Origin of the sequence: Labrys sedimenti, assembly GCF_034424805.1 — a bacterium.
GTDB lineage: Bacteria > Pseudomonadota > Alphaproteobacteria > Rhizobiales > Labraceae > Labrys > Labrys sedimenti.
The window spans coordinates 1-20,127 of the sequence record NZ_JAXOUF010000028.1; the positions used below are offsets into that span (position 1 = coordinate 1).

At 58.3% G+C, this 20,127-nt stretch carries 15 protein-coding genes and 2 pseudogenes; 11 read left to right on the plus strand and 6 right to left on the minus strand.

Translation table 11 applies throughout. From position 1 onward, the window contains the following. Positions 1–212 precede the first annotated feature (212 nt). Entirely contained in the window at positions 213–764 is a 552-nt protein-coding gene (locus U1R88_RS32605) for a hypothetical protein (protein ID WP_322435055.1), read from the plus strand. A gap of 167 nt (positions 765–931) precedes the next feature. Here the strand turns inward: U1R88_RS32605 and U1R88_RS32610 are convergent, their stop codons facing one another. After that, the gene (locus U1R88_RS32610; RefSeq protein ID WP_322435056.1) at positions 932–2,929 is read right to left on the minus strand and encodes an autotransporter domain-containing protein; all 1,998 of its coding nucleotides are present in this window, start codon (positions 2,927–2,929) and stop codon (positions 932–934) included. A 574-nt stretch (positions 2,930–3,503) separates the two neighbouring features. Between U1R88_RS32610 and U1R88_RS32615 the strand changes: the two genes are divergently transcribed. Next, on the plus strand, positions 3,504–4,691 hold the full coding sequence (locus U1R88_RS32615; protein ID WP_322435082.1) for an IS256 family transposase: 1,188 nt from the start codon (positions 3,504–3,506) through the stop codon (positions 4,689–4,691). Between the two features lie 115 nt (positions 4,692–4,806). On the opposite strand, the gene U1R88_RS32620 is transcribed toward U1R88_RS32615, so the two are convergent. Beyond that, complete coding sequence (locus U1R88_RS32620; RefSeq protein ID WP_322435057.1) at positions 4,807–5,079, minus strand: hypothetical protein; 273 nt, start codon at positions 5,077–5,079, stop codon at positions 4,807–4,809. Then, positions 5,079–5,387 (minus strand): annotated as a pseudogene (locus U1R88_RS32625) (integrase core domain-containing protein); the annotation flags it as partial. The gene U1R88_RS32620 and the pseudogene U1R88_RS32625, both read right to left, overlap by 1 nt. Positions 5,388–5,584: 197 nt before the next feature. On the opposite strand from U1R88_RS32625, the gene U1R88_RS32630 reads away from it, so the two are divergent. From U1R88_RS32630 to U1R88_RS32660, 7 genes and pseudogenes are all read left to right on the plus strand, one after another. Beyond that, the gene (locus U1R88_RS32630; RefSeq protein ID WP_322435083.1) at positions 5,585–8,383 is read left to right on the plus strand and encodes an ATP-binding protein; all 2,799 of its coding nucleotides are present in this window, start codon (positions 5,585–5,587) and stop codon (positions 8,381–8,383) included. Positions 8,384–8,573: 190 nt separating this feature from the next. After that, complete coding sequence (locus U1R88_RS32635) at positions 8,574–9,896, plus strand: epoxide hydrolase family protein (protein WP_322435058.1); 1,323 nt, start codon at positions 8,574–8,576, stop codon at positions 9,894–9,896. A gap of 71 nt (positions 9,897–9,967) precedes the next feature. Further along, positions 9,968–10,513, plus strand: a complete 546-nt coding sequence (locus tag U1R88_RS32640) for a hypothetical protein (protein ID WP_322435059.1) — start codon at positions 9,968–9,970, stop codon at positions 10,511–10,513. Between the two features lie 18 nt (positions 10,514–10,531). Continuing rightward, positions 10,532–11,179, plus strand: a complete 648-nt coding sequence (locus tag U1R88_RS32645; protein WP_322435060.1) for a cysteine hydrolase family protein — start codon at positions 10,532–10,534, stop codon at positions 11,177–11,179. Positions 11,180–11,278: 99 nt separating this feature from the next. Beyond that, positions 11,279–12,334: an alpha/beta fold hydrolase gene (locus U1R88_RS32650; RefSeq protein ID WP_322435061.1), complete on the plus strand. Its 1,056-nt coding sequence runs from the start codon at positions 11,279–11,281 to the stop codon at positions 12,332–12,334. Between the two features lie 61 nt (positions 12,335–12,395). After that, positions 12,396–12,824 carry an organic hydroperoxide resistance protein gene (locus U1R88_RS32655; RefSeq protein ID WP_322435062.1) on the plus strand — a complete coding sequence of 143 codons (429 nt, stop codon included), beginning with the start codon at positions 12,396–12,398 and terminating at the stop codon, positions 12,822–12,824. Positions 12,825–12,885: 61 nt separating this feature from the next. Beyond that, positions 12,886–13,692: pseudogene (locus tag U1R88_RS32660) on the plus strand (SDR family NAD(P)-dependent oxidoreductase). A gap of 503 nt (positions 13,693–14,195) precedes the next feature. On the opposite strand, the gene U1R88_RS32665 reads toward U1R88_RS32660, so the two are convergent. The 3 genes from U1R88_RS32665 to U1R88_RS32675 form a co-directional block, all read right to left on the minus strand. Beyond that, on the minus strand, positions 14,196–15,161 hold the full coding sequence (locus U1R88_RS32665; RefSeq protein WP_322435063.1) for an NADP-dependent oxidoreductase: 966 nt from the start codon (positions 15,159–15,161) through the stop codon (positions 14,196–14,198). Between the two features lie 75 nt (positions 15,162–15,236). Further along, positions 15,237–16,886 carry a DHA2 family efflux MFS transporter permease subunit gene (locus U1R88_RS32670; protein ID WP_425545519.1) on the minus strand — a complete coding sequence of 550 codons (1,650 nt, stop codon included), beginning with the start codon at positions 16,884–16,886 and terminating at the stop codon, positions 15,237–15,239. Then, on the minus strand, positions 16,883–17,983 hold the full coding sequence (locus tag U1R88_RS32675) for an HlyD family secretion protein (RefSeq protein WP_322435065.1): 1,101 nt from the start codon (positions 17,981–17,983) through the stop codon (positions 16,883–16,885). Before U1R88_RS32675 ends, U1R88_RS32670 begins: the two co-directional genes overlap by 4 nt. A 142-nt stretch (positions 17,984–18,125) precedes the next feature. Here U1R88_RS32675 and U1R88_RS32680 point away from each other — a divergent pair, with 142 nt between their 5' ends. Both U1R88_RS32680 and U1R88_RS32685 read left to right on the plus strand, forming a co-directional pair. Further along, positions 18,126–18,818 (plus strand): TetR/AcrR family transcriptional regulator C-terminal domain-containing protein, encoded by a 693-nt coding sequence (locus U1R88_RS32680; RefSeq protein ID WP_322435066.1) that lies wholly within the window; start codon positions 18,126–18,128, stop codon positions 18,816–18,818. 9 nt (positions 18,819–18,827) lie between these two features. Further along, the gene (locus tag U1R88_RS32685; protein ID WP_322435067.1) at positions 18,828–19,862 is read left to right on the plus strand and encodes a TetR/AcrR family transcriptional regulator C-terminal domain-containing protein; all 1,035 of its coding nucleotides are present in this window, start codon (positions 18,828–18,830) and stop codon (positions 19,860–19,862) included. Positions 19,863–20,127 lie beyond the last annotated feature (265 nt).

The following is a 20,127-nucleotide window of genomic DNA, read 5'->3' on the forward strand; positions in this document are numbered from 1 at the left end:
CGAACCACGGATGATACGGATAGAGAACTTCCCGGAATGCGGTCCCGTGGGCGTTCTCAAGCCCTGTTGTACAACGAGGATCGGCCGCATGGGGCCATCGGCTACAAGCCACCGATCCTGCTGCAAAATCCCGGCGGTACGCCCAGCCCGCCGCCGTGACCAAAGCCGGAAACTCTACCCTCCGGTGCGGCGACGACCAGATTGCGCGGCTCGTGGCGAGCATCACCGGCCAGCCACGGTGCGGCCCAATATTCACGCGCGCGAAAAACGATGTCGAGGGCATCGCTCCGGGCAGCCTGGGCCGCCACCTCGTTCTTGCCGATCACAGGCGTGCGCCGGACGTGTCTTTCGCCTTTCGAGCCGATGATCGTCTCGACCCTTTTGGCCTTATCGGCGGAACATTCTACGACAGCGAACTTCCAAGACATCTGGGAGTCCATGGCGGCCTGCACCGAAAGGAACTTGCGGCGCTTGGCATCGTCGCTGGATCGGCTTTCCCGGCATCTGGCACCGTTTCCCATCTGCCCACCAGCATTTGCGACCTCACTCCAACCATTCTGCACATCCTTGGAATTACCGGGCCGGATACGATGAGCAGCCGTGTGCTACACGAAGTGCTTGCAGGCGGGCCGGAGGCACAAACATCGTTGCAAAGTCAAGTCTTTGAGACAAAGCTTGGCAGCTTTCACCAAACTCTTCGCCGAACCTTGATTGGGAATACCATCTATCTCGATACTGCCTCGGCGGAGTCACAGATAACGTGATTTTATTAGAAAAGCCATGGTTTGTTGCCTTGTTGCCAACGACCGCCCCGCGATTTTGAACGCTTCGCTGCAGCCTTCGAAGCAGGGCATAACGCAACCGCCGCATATCGATGTATCAATATGCGGCGGCAAACATTTTGGAGTATGAAGCAGCCTAGCCCTACCGATCAGAACCGCGGGCTGAATTTGCCCGACACGTTCTGGTCGAAGCTGCCGCGGCGGGCGAACTGGCCGCCACAGGCCACGCTCAGCGTCGCCGACCGGTTGAGGGCGAGATCGAGCCCGGCCTTGGCCACGAGGGCGTTTTCGGCAATCGGCACGCCCTCCACACCGAACGGCGTGCCGCCGTCGAACGCGAACGTTCCATGCGGCGTGGTATCGCCGAAGGCGTGGCGCCAGCCGAGCGTGGCACTGACGCGCGCCGTCAGGCTGGCGAGTTCGAAGTCGGTGGAGGCCCGCAGCCCCAGCGTGCTGAAGGTGACGTCCGTATTGGAGGACGAGGCCGCAAGCGCCGCATTGCCACCGCGCTCATGGAAGCTATCTGCGCGCAGATCGAGGAAAGCGAGATTGGCGAAGGGTTCGAAACCAACGGCGCCGAAGCGCAGATTATAGCCGGCCTCGCCAAAAACCTGTGCCGTGCCGGCCCGGTAGTCGGCATTGATGCCCTGCCCGGCCGCCACGCGGCTGGTGGAGATGTCGTGCCAGGTGTAGAAGGCGCCCGCACGCAGGGCGAGCTGACCCACCATCGTGCCGGCATAGAGGCCCAGGTGGTAGTTGTCGGCGTCGCCGCTGCCCAGGCCCCGGGTGCTGAAGCTGGTACGGCTATAGCCTGCCAGTGCACCGAGCCGCACATCCGTCTCGCCGAGCGATATGGGCGCATCGGCGCCAAACAGGAAACCGCCGCTGTTGCGCGTCATGCCGGCAGCGTTGCCGGTGCTGCCGGTACGCCCCCAGGAGCCGAAACCCTGCCCCCAGACAGAAAGCCCGTCTGCCGCAGGAGGCGCTACCGGTGAAGGCGAACCCGCAGGCGCAGTCGAATTGCCGAGCGAGGCAAACTGCATGGGCATGGCCGAAGCCGCGCCGCTCCCCGTCGTCGGCAGGCCCGCTGCCGCCGTCGTCTCGAAAGCCGAACGCAAGCGATCGGTTGCCATGGCGCCCAACTGGCTGTCACCTTCGATCAGGGCAGTCTGCGCTGTTACATTGAATTCGCCGACGAACTCGTTGCGATGACCGGGGAAGGACAGCTTCACCCAGGTCACCGCCTCCGTGTGCGCCCAGGTCTTCCGTTCGGAGGTCAGAACCGGCTCATCAGCTGCCAAGCCAAGCACCTTTGCGATCCGGCGCTCGGCCATAGCGGCTCGGATCGTGATGACAAGCCGCGTGCAGGGCAGCCGAGCCAACAGCCATTCGTTCGGCAGGACATTGTCGAACGACTCGAACTCGACCTCGGGGATAACCGAGATCCGAATGAGCCGCTCCTCATAGACCTCGCTGACACCGTTGGCCTTGTGAACCAGCTCCAGCCGCAGCAAGCGCTCGCTCCGCGCCACGTCCGACCAGAAATAGGCATCGTCAGCATCGACAACGTCTCGCTTGAGAAGCTTGAAACTGTATGTCTTGCCCGTGCTCTCGATCTTGTCGCGGATGTCGATAATGCCGATGACGGCGTGATTGTCCGATCGTTCGCTGACAAACGTCCCGTGCCGTCGTCGGCGCACGATGACTTTCGCGTTCGCGAGGTTGTTCAGGACCTTGTTCAAAGGCGCGCGGGAGACACCCAGGAACACGGCCAGTTCCTCCTCCGGCGGAATCCGATAGCCGGGCGGCCATGCACCAGTCTGGATTTTGCCCCTGATGGCGCGCTCGATCTGCTGATGCGGTGGCCCCATGCCATCCAGCGTAAGGTCCAGCGAAGGCTGTTCTTTTCCGTTTCCGATCATGGGGTGATCGTAGTCGAGGGCAATAACCGGCGGAAGGCGCTCGTCGCGGGACCTAGGCCCGTTGCGGCAATAGATAGCAGGGCCGGCATTCAGGAGGATGTTGCAGGCATATTGCCAAAGATGTTGAAAATCATCCGTTTGAGGCAATCTCGGAGAAAAATCGGCCCATTTGGCTTGAAGTCGATGACGTGATGGAACTGAAACGAGGCAGGGCCAGCGGACCACTGCGGAAGATGGCGAGTGTTTGTAGCTGATCGTCGAGGATGACGATGTCCGTCATTCTTCGGCAACGATCTCCAGCACGGGATCTAATTCCAATATCTTAGGTTAACAGAATTCACTTGATCGTGCGCTTAAACGCCAAAACCGCCCTGATGGTCAGATCAGGACGGTAATTGACTTATGACAGAATTGGTTGCGGGGGCCCGCAACTAAGCCTTACGCCTGGGCACGCTACAGTGCCCGAAACCGCGAGCTCCTGCGAGTGATTGCGATGGAGCTGGTTGACCAAAACGCCCACATCAAAGCTAGCTCTAATGCGTATATCGCATGAAGTAGGGATCGATTTCGTACTTGAAAGCGCACGCCCTGCCGTGCAATTGAGGCCACAACCCGTGCCGCGAAATAGAGGCCGCGCTTCATCTCCTCAATAACCTTCTATAACTTGCCAGCTGCACTTGAAGCTTTTCGCCGACTGAAGAAATCTAGATTTTTCGATAACGTACATAATCTTTCGCACTTTCAGGATTGACGGCTTCTTGTAGAAAGCAAGGAGCCTGGAATGAACGATGGGAAAGCGATGGGTCAGGTGATCCAGATCGATGAGGCCCGGATCCGTGATCATCTCGGTGAGATGGTGCGCGGAACGGTGGAAGAGACGCTGAACGCGCTACTGGATGCCGAAGCGGACCGGCTTTGCGGTGCGGGTCGCTATGAGCGCAGCGAAGGGCGCCAGGACACGCGAGCGGGCAGTTACGAGCGCACGCTGGAGACTGGTGCCGGCGAAGTGAGATTGAAGGTTCCAAAGCTGCGCCGTCAGACCTTCGAGACGGCCATCATCGAGCGCTACCGCCGTCGGGAGAGCTCGGTCGAGGAAGCGCTGATCGAGATGTACCTGGCGGGGATTTCGGTCCGCCGGGTGGAAGACATCACCGAAGCCTTATGGGGCACCCGGGTCAGCCCCAGCACGGTGTCGAACCTGAACAAGAAGATCTACGCCAAGATCGAGGCGTGGCGCCATCGGCCGATCGAGGGAGAGCATCCCTATCTCTATCTCGACGGCATCGTCATGAAGCGCAGTTGGGCCGGCGAGATCCGCAATGTGTCATTGCTGGTGGCCTCGGCCGTCAACAGCGAGGGCTTCCGAGAGATTCTGGGCATCTGCGAGGGCGCCAAGGAGGACAAATCCGGCTGGTCGGCCTTTCTACGCCACCTGGTCGATCGCGGGCTCAAAGGCGTCCAACTCGTCATTTCCGACGCCTGCAGAGGCCTGGTGGAGAGCGTGGCGGAATATCTGCCGGAAGCGCGCTATCAACGTTGCATGGTCCATTTTTATCGCAATGTCTTCAGCCATGTGCCATCGACGAAGGTTCGCGATGTCAGCCATAGGCTCAAGGCCATCCATGCTCAGGAGAGCCGTCAGGCCGCCGACAATAAAGCGCGCGCAGTCGTTGCGGATCTGCGCGCTGGGCGGATGAATGTGGCGGCCGACCTGATCGAGGCCAGCGTCCACGAGACTTTGACCTACTATGCTTTTCCCGACCTTCACTGGCAGAAGATCAGGACCAACAATCCGCTCGAGCGCATCATGAAGGAGATCCGCCGGCGGACCCGTGTGGTGGGCGCATTCCCAGATGGCCAGTCGTGCCTCAACCTCGCTGCCGCCCGGTTGCGCCACATTGCCGGAACCGCATGGTCGACCAAATGCTACATGAACATGCGCCCGCTCTATCAGCCACATGTCTTCCAAAACGAGGCCGTCGCCTGACAAATGTACGAAAGATTCTGGACACTACCGATTTTTTGCAAAGCTACGAATCCTCGAATATGCTCGCGAGAATTTCGGTCAGCTGCTGTAGTTACCCCCAAAATACGGGGCAGGATCAGGTTGGGATAGTTTGGGTGGCCTGCCTCACTCGCTCGGAGATTTCATTGATCGCGCGTTCATGGCCAGTGATGGAAAGGCCAATATAGGTTTCTGCCTCTATGGTGATTTCTTGTCCGGCCAATCGTGCCTGAACTGTCTCAATTTCCTGCGAACCAGCGACGGACAGACTCCGACTTTCGACTGCAGCACCGAGCTGTCGCATGACATTCATGACCGTTGCCCGCAGGTGCTGATCGTGTTCCGGACCCAATATCACAGTTACCGTCATCAAATTGATCCAATAAACGAGGCTAGCGTGTCTCGACCAAGAATTCTTTCTGGTGGGCGGTAGCCGAGTGCTTTGTGTGAATGAAAGCGGTTGTGGTGCTCGAACCAGATTGGCAGTTGGTCGATGACCGTCTGGCCATCGGGGACGGGGCTGACCGAAACATAGTCCCGCTTGAACGTCTTTACAAAGGCTTCGGCTATGCCGTTGAATTGCGGGCTGTGAACAGGTGTCAAGCGCGGCTCCATGCCGATATCACGCAACAGGGTTTCGGCATCCTTGGCAACAAAACACGACGCGTTATCCGTCAGCTATTCGATTAGCTGGGAAGGAAATGGGTGGTCGTGGCAGGCGACTAGGAATACCGACCCGCGCTTCGAGATGCCAATTACGATAGCAAGTGGTAGCATCCGACCTCAGCGGATAGAGACGGCGAAAGCGAGCACCGATGCTAAAGGATGGAACCGCCCAAGGCCGGCATGTGATCTCCTTTGGCCCTTTCGAACTCATGGTGAGCGAACGTCAACTTATCAAGAATGGGAACCCAGTCGACTTGGGCGGCCGTGCCCTCGACGTTCTCATAGCTCTTACATCTCGTCCCAATGAGGTTCTTAGCAAACACGATCTGATGGCGGAGGTTTGGCCGAACGTAATCGTCGGGGAAAATAGCTTACGCTTTCATATCGCTTTGCTCCGCAAGGCCATCGGAGACGGCAAGGAGGGGGCTCGATATATCGCGACCATTGCCGGTCGCGGCTACAGCTTTGTGGCGGCAATTACCTCGGAACGCACCGAGCTCAATGCCACGGTAACCCACGGGACAGTTTTTCGAGGCGCCGCTCTGCTGCCTGCTCGACTAGTTCGAATGGTCGGGCGCAACGACAGTGTACTCACCATTTCCGCCGAACTTACAACTTGGCGTTTCGTTACGATCGTGGGTGCTGGAGGGGTCGGAAAGACCACACTCGCGGTAGCTGCTGCACACCATCTGCTGGAAACATTTGTCGGCTCGGTTCTGTTCCTCGATCTCGGCATGTTGACCGATCCGGGAATGGTGGCGCCATCGCTCGCGTCGACACTTGGTATTTCCATTCGATCCGATGATCCGGTACCGAGTATTATACAATATTTGCGTAACAAACGTATTCTCTTGGTTTTCGATAATTGCGAGCACGTTATCGAGGCAGCTGCCACGCTCTCTGCAGAGATTTTCCGGGCGACATCACAGGTCTATTTGCTCGCCACCAGTCGGGAAACGCTACGAGCTGACGGTGAATTTGTGTACAAGCTGGAGCCCTTCGACGTGCCCACCGAAGGAGCTCCCGTTACGATGGGTATCGTGCTCACCTTCTCCGCTGCCCAGTTGTTTGTCGAGCGTGCCGCGGCGCGCGGCGCGCGACTGGATCTCAGGGACGCTGACGCACCGCTGATAGCGGCTATCTGCCGCAAACTCGACGGCGTCGCTCTTGCCATTGAACTCGCTGCCGGACGCGTTGGTGCGCTAGGCCTGCGCCAGACCGCAGAGCTTCTCGACCAACGATTGACCCTGTGGCAAGGGCAACGAACGGCGCCGCCACGGCAAAAGACCCTGCTGGCCACACTTGAATGGAGCTACGGACTTCTATCTGAAATGGAGAAGAAGGTGCTTCGCAGCGTCGGCATTTTTGTAGGCCATTTCACAATGCCTGCTGTGGAAGCAGTGGCGGGAAGCGCGGCTTCCGATCAACTTCTTGTCATCGAGACCGTCGAGAGCCTCGTTGCGAAATCGATGATCGTGGCTGATGCGGTCGGTGAAACGGTGCGCTATCGGCTACTATCGACCACGCGCTCCTATGTGCTCGGACTTGATGCAGGCAAAGTCGAGTATATGGATCGCGCTCGACGTCATGCAATTTTCTGCCGGAGTTGGCTGGAGCGGACAGAAGCCGCCTGGCCGACCTTGTCGAACGCCGTGGAGAGAGCCCCCTATCTCGCCGGCCTTGGTGATGTGCGGACAGCGCTCGAGTGGTGCTTCGGCAATGATGGTGACACTGAACTTGGTATCTCGCTTGCTACTGCCGCGGTGCCGGTATTTCTGGCGATGTTTCTCCTCACCGAATGTCGTCATTGGGCTGGAAACGCGCTTACTGCTCTATCTGAAGCGATGCATGGCGGTTTCGAAGAGCTGCATCTCCAGGCAGCCCTGGGTCTGTCCTCGATGTTCACCCGTGGAAGCAGCAGCGAGGCCTATACGTCACTAGCTCGAAGCCTTGCTATTGCGGAAGAGCGCGGCGACACCCTGAATCAGATCCAGCTTCTCGCGCCCCTCGCCATGTATCATATGCGTGTCGGTGAGTTCAAAGCTGTCACTGCGATCGGCGAACGAGCCTTGGACCTCTCCACCGCCGTTGCCGAGCCCGGCGCCCTTGCGCTTGCGCATCTCATTTCCGGTATTGCGCGAACGCATACAGGCGATCTTGCCGCTGCTCGCACCGAACTGGAAGCCGCTCAGGCACGTACAGCGATTGCACGAACCAGCTCCGGCATTCATCTCGGCTTCGATGGTCATGATTTGGCCGGACTCTTTCTCGCTCGAACCTTGTGGTTGCAAGGTTATCCCGATCGTGCTCGAGCACTTGCCCATCAAACCATTGATGGGGCCGTGGCCGCGGAACACCCTGTAACGCTTTTGATCACCCTAGTCTGGGCAATTTCTTTATTCGTCTGGATGGGCGACCTGGAAGTTGCTGAGGAATTGTTAGGGCAATTCGTGGCGAGAGCCGATGCTCATTCATTAAGTCCGTACCTCGCCGTTGGACGTGGCTACAGGGGGCTGCTGGCCATTCGCAGGAATGCTGCAGACGTAGGTGTCCCGGCCGTAAGCGATGCCATAGCCGAGCTTCACGCCACCCGATATGAATTGCATACAACGACGCTCAATATCGCGCTTGTGCAGGGCCTGGCTGCGTTGGGTCGCTTTACCGAGAGCCTCGCGCTTGTCGATGAAGCTATTTGCTCGGTCGAAGCGAGCGGAGATACCGGCCATATGCCGGAACTGCTGCGCATAAAGGCCGCTGTGTTGCTATCGATGTCCGAGCCGAGACGGGCGGAGGGTGAAGCCTGTCTGATGCAGTCCCTCGATTGGTGCCGTCGACAAGGTGCCTTGATGTTGGAGTTGCGCGCATCGGCGGACATCGCGAAACTATGGGGAGCCCAGGGGCGCCCGGATGCCCGGACGTTTCTCCGCGCAGTGTATGTGCGATTTGAGGAAGGCTTCGACACGCCCGATCTGAGGAGCACGGAACGCCTTCTTGCGACATTGCCTTGAGAGGATTCAGCCCTCAATGGCAAATCACCTTAAGTAATGACCTGTGGCGCCATTTCTAATTGTTAGCACGCTCCACTTTCGTATTCTAACAACAACTAATAACGCATAACGAGCACTCCTTGGCATCCGGCAGTAGGTTTCAGTCAGCACAAACGTGCAACCGGGACATCCTGCCTTCGAGGAGAGATTCATGAACAAGACTGAAGTCGTTGATGCAATCGACCAGGACCGCCGCCGTTTTATTGCCGCCACCTCCCTAGGCTTGGCGATCGTAGGTTCAAGCACACTTGGGCCGTCCTATCTACTTGCAGCCACCGCCGACGAGAGGATCAAGCCGTTCCACGTGCATTTTTCGGACGAAGCACTCAAAGATCTCCGTCTCCGCATCGTCGCCACACGCTGGCCGGATCGCGAGACGGTGACCGACCACTCACAGGGCGTAGAACTCTCCATCATCAAAAAACTCGCAGACCACTGGGCCAATAATCACGACTGGCGCAAGGTCGAAGCGAAGCTCAACTCCTACCCGCAGTTCATAACGAAGATCGACGGGCTGGACATTCACTTCATCCATGTGACGTCCAAGCACAAAAACGCCATGCCGATCATCGTTACTCATGGCTGGCCAGGGTCGATCATCGAGCAGCTTAAACTCATTGAGCCTCTGACCAATCCAACCGCGCACGGGGGGAGTGCTGACGACGCCTTCCACGTCGTCATCCCCTCGCTTCCCGGCCACGGCTTCTCCGGCAAGCCGACGGAGGCGGGTTGGAATCCGCCTCGCATTGCCAAGGCCTGGGCCGTGCTGATGCAGCGCCTCGGTTATACGAAATACGTTGCTCAAGGCGGCGACTGGGGCAATGCCGTCACCGAGTTGATGGCGGTCCAGGAACCGGCTGGCCTGCTCGGTATCCACACCAACATGGCGGCCACTGTGCCGGCGGACATTTCGAAGGCACTCGCTGTCGGTTCACCGCCTGCCGGCCTGGATGCAGACGAGAAGCGGGCCTGGGACCAGCTCGACGACTTCAATAAGAATGGCCTGGGCTATGCGATCGAGATGAACAACCGACCGCAGACGCTCTATGGCATCGTCGACTCCCCGATCGGCCTGGCCGCCTGGATGCTCGATCATGACATCCGCAGCTACGACATGATTGCCCGCGTCTTCGATGGGAAACAGGAAGGACTAACGAAGGACGATATTCTCGACAACATCACGCTCTATTGGCTGACGAATACCGCCATCTCTTCCGGCCGGCTCTATTGGGACAACGCCCATTTTCCCTCAGGCGGCTTCTTCGATCCCCGCGGCATCAAGATACCGGTCGCAGTCAGCGCCTTCCCTGACGAGATTTACCAAGCCCCACGGAGTTGGGCCGAGAAGGCCTACCCGCAGCTCATTTTCTACAACCGTCCTCCCAAGGGTGGCCACTTCGCAGCCTGGGAGCAGCCCACACTCCTGACAGCCGATCTACGCGCTGCCTTCAAGCCGCTTCGCAAATCGATCTGACAGGAGCGACGGTGCAGTGAGCACGCCGTCGCGCAATAGAGCGATCCCCCTGGCGAAGAAGGAGACAGATAATGCGTGACAATCAGGTCGTCGATTCCAGTTTCACCGCTATCATCAACGCGCCGATCGAGAAGATCGACATTCCCAACTGGTGCTTCACACTGCCGGAAAAGGAATATCAGGGCTGCTCGCCAGCCCATATCGCCGCCGGCTTCACGACCGCGCCCGACGGCACACGCATGTCGATCAATGTGGAAACGATCGGCGGCAGTTTGATGGTCCAGCACTATGTCGAGACGATCGGCGAGAAGGATCACCTGATTCTCGATTCAGATTCCGACATCTTCACGCAGACCGGCCGCCTCACCATCCATGTGACCTGGGAACTTAGCGTCAAGGCGATCGATAAGGAGCGCTGCGAGTTCACCAATCGCGTCCAGTCCTTCGCAACCGACGAGATGATGGCTTTCCTCGACCGGCAGGGCATCCCGTTCGAGGTATTCCGCGCGCAGCGCCAGCCAATGTCGATCGCCCACAACAAAGGGGAAACGCCGCTCTTTGCGGCGAGCATCGAGCGCTTTGCGTTGCGCAATACGCAATCGTCGAGAGCCGCTTGAGCGTGAAGGGAAGATACAGTGACCGAACTCTCCTATGAATATGGCATCACCGGCCTTCTCGTCGTCGACCCATACAATGACTTCATCTCCGAAGGAGGCAAAATCTGGCCGCGCATTCAAGCTGTTGCCGAAGCCAATGATTGCGTGCCGCACATGGAGCAGATCCTCAAGGCAGCGCGGAGGGTCAAGCTTCCCGTCTTCTTTGCGATGCACCACCGCTTTCGCGAAGGCGACTATGAAAACTGGAAGTATATCGCTCCCATTCAGAAATTGGCCTGGAAGCGCAAGACGTTCGAGTACGGTACCTGGGGTGGCGAATTCAGGGCAGAGTTCGTTCCTGCCGCGGGCGAGGTCGTGGCGTCGGAGCACTGGTGCTCCAGCGGCTTTGCCAACACCGACCTCGACAACCAACTCAAAAGGCAGGGCATCCACAGACTGATCGTCATTGGATTGATCGCACATACCTGCATCGAGGCAACGGTCCGGTTTGCAGCCGAACTCGGATATGACGTGACGGTCGTGAAAGATGCCGTCGCCGACTATTCGGCCGAGATGATGCATGCGGCACTGGAAATCAACATGCCGAGCTATGCCAGCGCCATCGTGACGACGCAGGAAATCCTGGAAGCATTGGCGGCCATGAAGAGCATGGCACCAGCGGCATGAGCTGCCACGGCAAGAGCTGGGGCGGTCGAAAGGACCGCCCCAGGCTTTCCAACGGCAATCACAGGCCGTCCCGGAACATTCGATGCAGGGAGCAATGTAATGGACGGGTATTCTGGACAAGGCATCGATCTTCTACGACGCTGCCTGATCGGAACCGCTGCTGTAACGGCCGCCGCCACACCGCTGGGCTTGCTTGCACCGGATAGCGCCCAGGCAGCTGAACCGACGCCGGCAGACATTAAGCCGGGAGCCGGCATATCCTTCCCGCTCCTCAAGCAGGTGCGCGCCGGCCTGCTCGAGGTGTCGTATGCCGAAGCGGGGCCCTCTGAAGGCCTACCTGTCTTGCTTCTCCATGGCTGGCCCTATGACATCCATGCTTTTGTTGACGTCGCGCCCCTGCTGGCTGCCAAGGGGTTCCGCGTGATCGTCCCCTACCTTCGTGGGTATGGCAGAACGCGCTTTGTGTCTGCGGAGACGATGCGAAATGGGCAACCGACGGCGCTCGCTTCCGACATCATCGCTTTCATGGACGCGCTTAAAATCGAGAAAGCGGTCCTTGGAGGATTTGATTGGGGCGCCCGAACGGTCAATATCATCGCGCTGCTCTGGCCCGAGCGTGCCAAGGCGATCGTCTCGGTAAGCGGATACCTGATCGGCAGCCAGGAGGCCGGCAAGACCCCGCTGCCACCCGGGGCCGAGCTTGCCTGGTGGTATCAGTTCTACTTCGCGACCGAACGGGGCCAGTTGGGCTATGACAGGTATCGGCGCGATTTCTCGAAGCTGATCTGGCAGCTTGCATCGCCCAAATGGCAGTTCGACGATGCCACGTTCGATCGCAGCGCGACAGCCTTCGACAATCCGGATCATGTGGCGATCGTCATCCACAACTATCGATGGCGGCTCGGACTCGTTGATGGCGAACCGCAATATGCAGCACTTGAGGCGAAGCTCGCTACGTCTCCGCCAATATCAGTGCCGTCTATCACCCTGGAGGGTGACGCGAATGGCGCGCCTCATCCGGAATCTGACGCCTATGCAAAGAAGTTCACCGGCAAATACCAGCATCGGCTCATCAAGGGAGGCATCGGCCACAACCTGCCCCAAGAAGCGCCTACGGCATTCGCCCAAGCGGTCGTCGACGTCGCCGACGCATGACCGAAGAAGCGTACACCTGCCCGACAGGGGCATCCCCAACGAAAGCAAACAGGAGTGCGTCATGGACCAGAAAATGAATCCCAGAGTCCTCTACACGGCAATGACACACGTTACCGGCGGTCGCGAACGCGGTGCTGCTCGCAGTTCTGACGGGCGTCTCGATGTCAAACTCGGCGTACCGGGAACGGCGCGCACCGGCACCAATCCTGAACAGCTTTTCGCGGCAGGCTGGTCGGCCTGCTTCGAGAGCGCCATCGGGCTCATCGTGCAGAAAAAACATATCACGCTCAGCGGTGACGTGACAATCGATGCCGAAGTTGACCTCAACCTGTCGAACATCGACGGCTATTCGCTGACCGCTCGCCTTAACGTCGACATTCCGGGCGTGGAGCGCGACGTCGCCCAGTCGCTGGTCGACGAGGCACATCAGATTTGCCCTTACTCAAAGGCAACGCGTGGAAACATCGAGGTCACGATCAAGCTGACCTGACAAAAACTAGCCGACAGCCCTCGCCGCAGGTTGCGGCCGATGCCAACTAGGAGCGCATGCAATGAATTCTGCAAGTGGTACTGCGCTAATAACAGGCGCCTCCTCGGGTATCGGCGCAATCTATGCTGACAGGCTTGCGCGGCGGGGGTTTGACCTCATTCTGGTGGCGAGAGCGAAGGACGCCCTGGCCAAAGTTGCCCAGCCCATTTCGGAATCGACGGGTAGAGCAATTGCGCTGTTCCCGGCCGATCTTGGCAAGAAGGAAAATCTCAGGCGCGTCGAAACCATCCTGAGGACCGATTATTCGATCACCATGCTCGTCAACAATGCAGGGGTAGGTTCGGTCGAACCTCTCCTGAAAGCCGCTGTCGACGACATGGAGCATATGATCGAGATCAATGTCGTCGCATTGACCCGCCTAGTCTACGCTGCCGTACCGGCATTTGCGAAGCGTAAACGCGGCACAATCATTAACATTGCGTCCGCACTTGCACTCGCTCCCGGCATGTTCAACGGTGTCTATGGAGCGTCGAAAGCCTTCGTGATGTCATTCACTCAGTCCCTCGACAAGGAACTATCCGGAAGCGGTCTGCGCTTCCAGGCCGTCCTTCCAGGCGCAATCGCCACACCGTTCTGGGAAGCTTCCGGAGGATCGCTCCAAGCTCTTCCCGAACATGCCGTCATGCGGCCGCAGGACGTCGTGGACGCTGTGCGATGGCCGGGTTGGAACTTGGTGAACTCATCACCCTTCCATCGGTCGATGGACATCGCAGACTGGGATAGCTATGAAACGGCGCGCCAGAGGCTCATTCCGAAAATATCTTCGAATGCTGTTGCGCCGCGCTACCAGACAGCCATTCGCAGTTAGGTTTCGCCATCACCAGAGATCTGCCTCACCTCACGATGGGGTCTGTTTTGCTATTGCCGTGTTGTAAGGAAAACTGTGCGTTATCGACCAGAGCGGGAAGCTATTCCGCTGCTGGTTCCCCATAGACCCGCAAAACTCCCCATTGGAAGGCGGGTCTTCCTGTTCTTTTCAAGGCGCGCTGCCGGCATTATATCATTGACCCGCCAGTTCTGGGGTTCAAACGCAAAACGCCACCGGGGCGATTAGACCCAGATGGCGAGCGACTTATGACAGAATTGGTTGCGGGGGCAGGCAACCACCGTTATCGAACGGAATTCAAATGCCGAGTCTAAAAGGCATGGCGTATTATACTTATCTCCAAATCAGGCTCAAATACCCCCCACTTTCCAGAATAAATTTAATTTAATACCAGGCATATTAATAATTATGCCGAATCAAAATTGTATTTTATAAAATCTATACATCTTATGTGGGCGCGCATTCGAAATTGAGCAGAATTTTAATTACAATGTCAAAACAATTTTTCCCATGGTTTTACGACGAGCAATCAACTCTTGTGCAGTACCGGCTTCGGCCAATGGAAACTTGCTAGCAAGATGAACCCTCAACGCTCCTTCATCGACAAGACGCGCCAAATGCTCAAGACCGGTTCTATCCGGCTCGACGAGGAACCACGTCGCACGCACGCCTCGCTTGGCGGCTTCATCGCGCAAATTTGGTGCCCACGCCGCCTGAGCACTAATGAGCAGACCGCCCTTTCGCAAACAGCGCAACAACCGCAAACAGATGTCGCCGCCCACCAACTCGATGATCGTATCAAGATCACCAATGGCGTCGTAAGCCCCGGGCACCGTGTAATCGATGACCTCATCGGCTCCGAGAGTTCGTACAAAGGCGTGTTTTTCGCGGCTCGTGCACGCGAGAACATAGGCACCGAGTCTCTTGGCGATCTGCACGGCGAGGTGGCCAACGCCGCCAGCGGCTGCATTAATCAAGATCCGGTCGCCCGGCCGCGTAGCGGCAACATCAACCAGCATCTGCCAGGCTGAAAGGCCGGCGAGCGGTAGCGCGGCCACCGCCTCGTAACACAGCGTTCGAGGTTTGAGCGCCAGATGCCCTGAGGGTGCGCACACATATTGCGCATAAGCACCCGCCTGGCGTGGAAACCACGGCATGCCGAATACTTCATCACCGGGCTTGAACCGCGTAACGCCATAGCCGATGGCGTCGACAACGCCACAAATGTCCCAGCCAGGCACGTGCGGCAGTGTCAGTGCACGCATGTAGGCCTTACCCTCGCGTGTGAAGACATCCACGGGATTGATGCCCGCAGCCTTGACCCGGACCCGCACTTCGGTCGGCAAAGGCTGAGGGCGCTCGATCTCAACCAATTCCAACTGCTCCATACCGCCCCAGTTTCTCTGCTGTATGGCCCACATCAAGGCATCCGCTCGGGTATCATACTTCATTTCTCATCTCCTGGATTTTGAAGGGGAGGCGCGGAGCCAGCTATCTTGCTTGGAGCCGTGCCGAAGAGAGCTGATTTACTCGGCCGTGGCGGGCGGCAAGCTGACTTCGACTTGTTGCGAAGACGCTTCATGCGGCATAGTCCGAGCCAGCAATAGCTTGGTCGCAATCAGGACCGGCGCGGCAGCCACGAAAAGCAGTGCAACGGCCAGAAAGCATTCGTTGAATGACAAGGTTGCGACCTGCTGAACAACGGCCTTTTGTATGATTGAGGTCAGCGCGACCGTGTCTTCCTCCATGCCGTAGCCGCGGGCAGCGAGAACGGCGGCCAATTGTTCCTGGCGCTCCGCAAGGGCGCCGTTGCCGGGCGCCAGGTTAGGCGCCAACACCGTGAGATTGAGGGCGTTCTGCCGATCGAGATAGGTGCTGAGCCAGGCAACGCCTATCTGCCCGCCGAACTGGCGGCCAAAATTGAACAGGGCAATGCCATCAGCCAGAGACCTATCCGGAAGGTCTCGCAGGGTGACGAGGGTGAGCGACACGAACAAGAGCCCCAAGCCAAAGCCGCGCAGCAGCAAGGATGGTACCAAGTCGGCAAGACCGCTTTGCGAGGTGGAGCCGGACAGGAGCCACATCGCCGCCATGAAGCAGGCAATACCCAAGGGAATGGGCTTGGAAGGATCCAGGTTTTTGAACTGGATGATGGCACCGGCGGCAAGTAACCCGATGCATACGAAAAGACCGCTGGGCAAAAGCAACACGCCCGCATAGGTCGGGGAGAAATCCAGCACCCCCATGGCAAAGGCCGGGATAACGAATGCGCTGCCGAACAGGGCACAGCCGGCCACGAAACTCACCGCAAAGCCAAAGCTGAAATGCTGGTCGCGAAAAACCTTCCAATCAACCAGCCTTCTGCGGTTCACGGGCAGACACTGCCACAGGCCGAACGACGTGAAGGCGATCAGCGCCAGAACGGCACATTGCACGATCTCAACTTCATCGAACCAGTTGTGACGACTGCCTTCCTGTGTGAGGAAGACCATGGTCGTCATACCGCTACCGAACAGGATGAGACCCAACCAGTCAAACGGGCCATTTGTAATGGTTGACCTGTAGCGCCGCGGGGCAAGAAACACGGCAGAGCCGCCGACGACCCCGAGCGGAAGGCTGGCCAGGAACATCCACTGCCATTCGAACTGGTCGACGACCCAGCCTTGCAACGCGGGCGCCAGCGTCGTCGGGACCATGATGGTGGCAAAAGCGAATACGGCCTGGACGAGCCCTTGCCGCGCCCGTGCAAATACGCTGAACAACACCGCCTGCCCGACCACGAGGATCAAGGCGCCGGCGATACCTTGCACGATGCGCCACACGACGAGTTCCAGCAGACCATGCGCCCAGAAACAGCCAAGGGCGCTGACGAGCAGGCCCAAGGTTGCGGCGGCGATCAGCACGGCCGCAGACATGCGCATCGCCATCCAGGCGGCCACGGGAAAGGCGGTCAACTTGGCAGCAACATAACCCATATGGACCCATGCAATCTCGTCGGGCGTTGCGTGCACGCTTCCCATCACCTGAGCCCGAGCGATCACCAGGACGGTACTGTTCATGCTATCCACAGCCGCGGCAGCACAAAGAGCACAAAGCAGGAGACACGCATGCCTTGAGGAGATCCCTCCTGCCTGCATTGGTTCCTCAATCGCGGGGACACTGGGACAGCAGGTCATTGCCTATCCCTCACCTTGAATATCGAGGACGGTCCCGCCAGCGCGACGGCGTCCGAGTTCGGCTTTGAGCGGGTGTCGACAACCACGTCCGCCGACAAGCCCGGCACGAGGCGACCGAGCAGAGAATGGTTGGGCTGAAGGCGAATCTTGACTGGGACGCGTTGAACGATTCGAATGAAGTTTCCGGTCGCGTTGTCAGGCGGCAGAAGGCTGAAAGCTGCTCCACTTGCGGGCGCGAGACTGTCCACCTCGCCTTCGATCGGCATGTCCTCATACCCGTCGACCCGCACGTGCACGGGTTGTCCGATCCGCATGCGCGAGACCTGCGTTTCCTTGAAATTTGCGACAACCCAGCTGCTCTCCACCGGAACCACGGAGGCCAGCACCATGCCTGGACGCACGAATTCGCCCGCCCTCACCCGCCGGTTACCGACAACGCCTGCTACCGGTGCGCGGATGATTGTCTCGCCCAACGCGATCTTCGCCAGGTTCAGGGCTGCGCGTGCGTCGTCGAGGCCAGCTCGGGCTTGACGGGCTTCGGTGTCGAGGACCGCGATCTGTTCACGGGCAGCCGCAGCGGCCGCCTGGGATTTGGCGAGATTGGCGCCCGCGCGCTCGGCGCTGGCCGTTGCCAGATCGTGATTGCGATGGGAGGCCCACCCCTGATTGATCAGCTTGTTGGATCGATCGAGTTCCCGGCGCGTGAGTTCGACATCTGTTTTGGCAAGATCGGTTGCTGCATCTGCCTCACGGATCAGCACCCATTGCAGATTTTTGCGCTGCTCCAGATTAGCAATGGCGGCCTCAGCCCGAGCAACGGCGGCCTGTGCTCGATCACGTTGAGCCCGATAGTCCTCATCGGCAATGCGCACCAGGACCGCGCCAGCTTCGACAGCCTGATTATCGGCCACCGACACCTCGGCGACGTACCCGGCGATCTTAGGGCTGATCGCGGTGATCTCGGCATGGACATAGGCATTGTCCGTGCTTTCGACCGCGGCACCGGTTTCCCACCAATGCCAGCCATACCAGCCGCATAAGCTGAAGATGGACATGAAAACAGTGCCGAGGACCGCCCGCTTCGCGATCTTGTTCATGGAAATACCCGATAGGTTGCAATGTTCACAATAGTACGGTACTGTACCGTACCTATTTTGTTATGGTCAAGGGTCTTGGCGGTTTGCCGGTCCCCTTTCTAGGATCCGGCACAAATCACCCAGCCTTCAATCGAGATCGAGCATGAATTCAAAAACCAAGTCCGCATCGGATGAGAAGATGAGCACCACGGAGTCTCGCTCTTCGCGCCAGGAAGCTCGCCGTGAGGAGCTTCTACGCGTCGCGACCGATATTTTCTTCAGGTCTGGTTTTGCTGGCGCGAGTCTTGATGAAGTCATCGCCCGCGCAGGAGGATCCAAACGAACGATGTACAGCTACTTCGGCAACAAGGAGCAGTTGTTCGCGACCATCGTTCGAGAGATCTCGCATACGGCGATGGCGCCGTTGCGGCAGAACGACTTTTGCCACGCGGACCTGGAAACGACCCTCTATGACGTGGGGCGCCGTTACATCGATGTCATCATGTCATCAGAAGCCCTCCAGCTCTATCGGATCGTGGTGGCCGAAGGCAGCCGGTTTCCTCAACTGGCACGTGTCTTCTTCGATACCGGCCCAGGACAGGCCAGCGCCAACCTCGCTCGGACGCTGGAGCAAATGCGCGAGAACTGGGGCATTCAGGAAAAAGATACCACCCGCCTTGCAGAGCATTTCCTCGGGATGATCCGCGACGATCTTCACTTGCAGGTCGTGCTGGGTCTGCGTGCGCCCCCTTCTCCCGGCGAAGCAGCCATTGCCGTGCGTACGGCAGTCGACATTTTCATGCACGGCATTCGGCTTTCCGCGTGGCATTCACTCCCTGGACATGAGCAGAACTGAAAAAACCAGATGTCCGACCACCCCCTCCATCAACCTGATGTCATCGACGATGCTGTCGATCTCGAGATCACCCATAGTGGACATAATGAGCGAATGTCAGCTTCAGCGAGCCAAGTGTCTTCATGGAATTGCCGCGCTATACGCGCTCCCGCTATAGACACATACGGTTCTCCTGTGGCCTTCGTCCCAAGGCAGTGGTTGGTGTGCTTTGTCCCCGGCCTGCAACAGCAGTGGTGGCATTGCCTCGCCCATCGCCGACACAAACACGTGTTTGCCCTGCTCCGGAATTCTGATGATAGCTGGACGCTGTTCGAGCCATGGTGGTCGCGCCTGCTCGTGGCGACGATCAATACTGATCAGGCCCTGCCCTTTTTACGCTGGGCGGCCTTGGGAGACGTCCTTGCCGTGACAGAATCTATCCCCGGCGCTGGTGGCCAGCTTCGAGGTTGGATGAACTGCGCTGCTCTCACTTCCTTTCTTCTCGGACGCTCGTACTGGACTTGGACACCCCACGGGCTCTATCGTCGCCTGCTAAGAGAAACGAAGGTCAAACGGATTGATGTTGGGGCTCTGTTTGCAGACCACTTTTCGATGCTTGCCTCCACGACTTGGGGCCGCATATCGGCGAATTTGCGCGACGCCGGCAGCCAAGACTCACTTGCTTGCGTACTTAGGAATTTTGGCTGTGCCTATCTAACGGCCCTGACCTCGCATACCTCCGTTCTTGCCTATCGATCCATGATTCAAGAATGTGCAGACTTCCCAGAGGCCGCCTTATGCTTCTGGGAAAATGGCATTGGCCGGGCCGTTTCGCATCTTACTGCTATCCTTGAAGCGGCCAAGTTGGATGGTCACATTGATTTGGACGATTGCTCCATTGCGGCCAACCAATTTCTCGGGCTGCTACGCGGAGATCTTCATCTAAAAGTTGCTCTCGGACTACGCCCTCCACTCACCCCATTTGAAGTTGACAACCATGTGGCCACCGCCGTCGACCTCTTTGCGCGTGGAGCGCCTACCTCCCCAAACACGCCCTTGACTTGACGCGACGCTGATGGTCACCGGCGAAGTCAGTTAATCTACGCACATAGATTAAAACGAAAATGACGCTCAACATCCGAGGATGCATAAATAATACCAAACTCAGCTCGAACCAATATGTCAAGTTGGGCGAATAGGAACGCTTCTATAATCTCGTCAGATCCCATGGAACCTTCAAGGGCAAAACACTTTACGAGGTGCTCAAAGAGCGGCTATCATGGATTACAGGGTGTCTCGCGGCATTCATTGCATTACAGTCGCGCCCGTT

Coding starts and splice junctions, on each gene's coding strand:
- U1R88_RS32615 (WP_322435082.1), top strand. CDS start 3,504: ATGGGTCAGGTGATCCAGATCGATGAGGCCCGGATCCGTGATCATCTC.
- U1R88_RS32620 (WP_322435057.1), bottom strand. CDS start 5,079: ATGACGGTAACTGTGATATTGGGTCCGGAACACGATCAGCACCTGCGG.
- U1R88_RS32630 (WP_322435083.1), top strand. CDS start 5,585: ATGGTGAGCGAACGTCAACTTATCAAGAATGGGAACCCAGTCGACTTG.
- U1R88_RS32635 (WP_322435058.1), top strand. CDS start 8,574: ATGAACAAGACTGAAGTCGTTGATGCAATCGACCAGGACCGCCGCCGT.
- U1R88_RS32640 (WP_322435059.1), top strand. CDS start 9,968: ATGCGTGACAATCAGGTCGTCGATTCCAGTTTCACCGCTATCATCAAC.
- U1R88_RS32650 (WP_322435061.1), top strand. CDS start 11,279: ATGGACGGGTATTCTGGACAAGGCATCGATCTTCTACGACGCTGCCTG.
- U1R88_RS32655 (WP_322435062.1), top strand. CDS start 12,396: ATGGACCAGAAAATGAATCCCAGAGTCCTCTACACGGCAATGACACAC.
- U1R88_RS32665 (WP_322435063.1), bottom strand. CDS start 15,161: ATGAAGTATGATACCCGAGCGGATGCCTTGATGTGGGCCATACAGCAG.
- U1R88_RS32670 (WP_425545519.1), bottom strand. CDS start 16,886: ATGACCTGCTGTCCCAGTGTCCCCGCGATTGAGGAACCAATGCAGGCA.
- U1R88_RS32675 (WP_322435065.1), bottom strand. CDS start 17,983: ATGAACAAGATCGCGAAGCGGGCGGTCCTCGGCACTGTTTTCATGTCC.
- U1R88_RS32680 (WP_322435066.1), top strand. CDS start 18,126: ATGAATTCAAAAACCAAGTCCGCATCGGATGAGAAGATGAGCACCACG.
- U1R88_RS32685 (WP_322435067.1), top strand. CDS start 18,828: ATGTCCGACCACCCCCTCCATCAACCTGATGTCATCGACGATGCTGTC.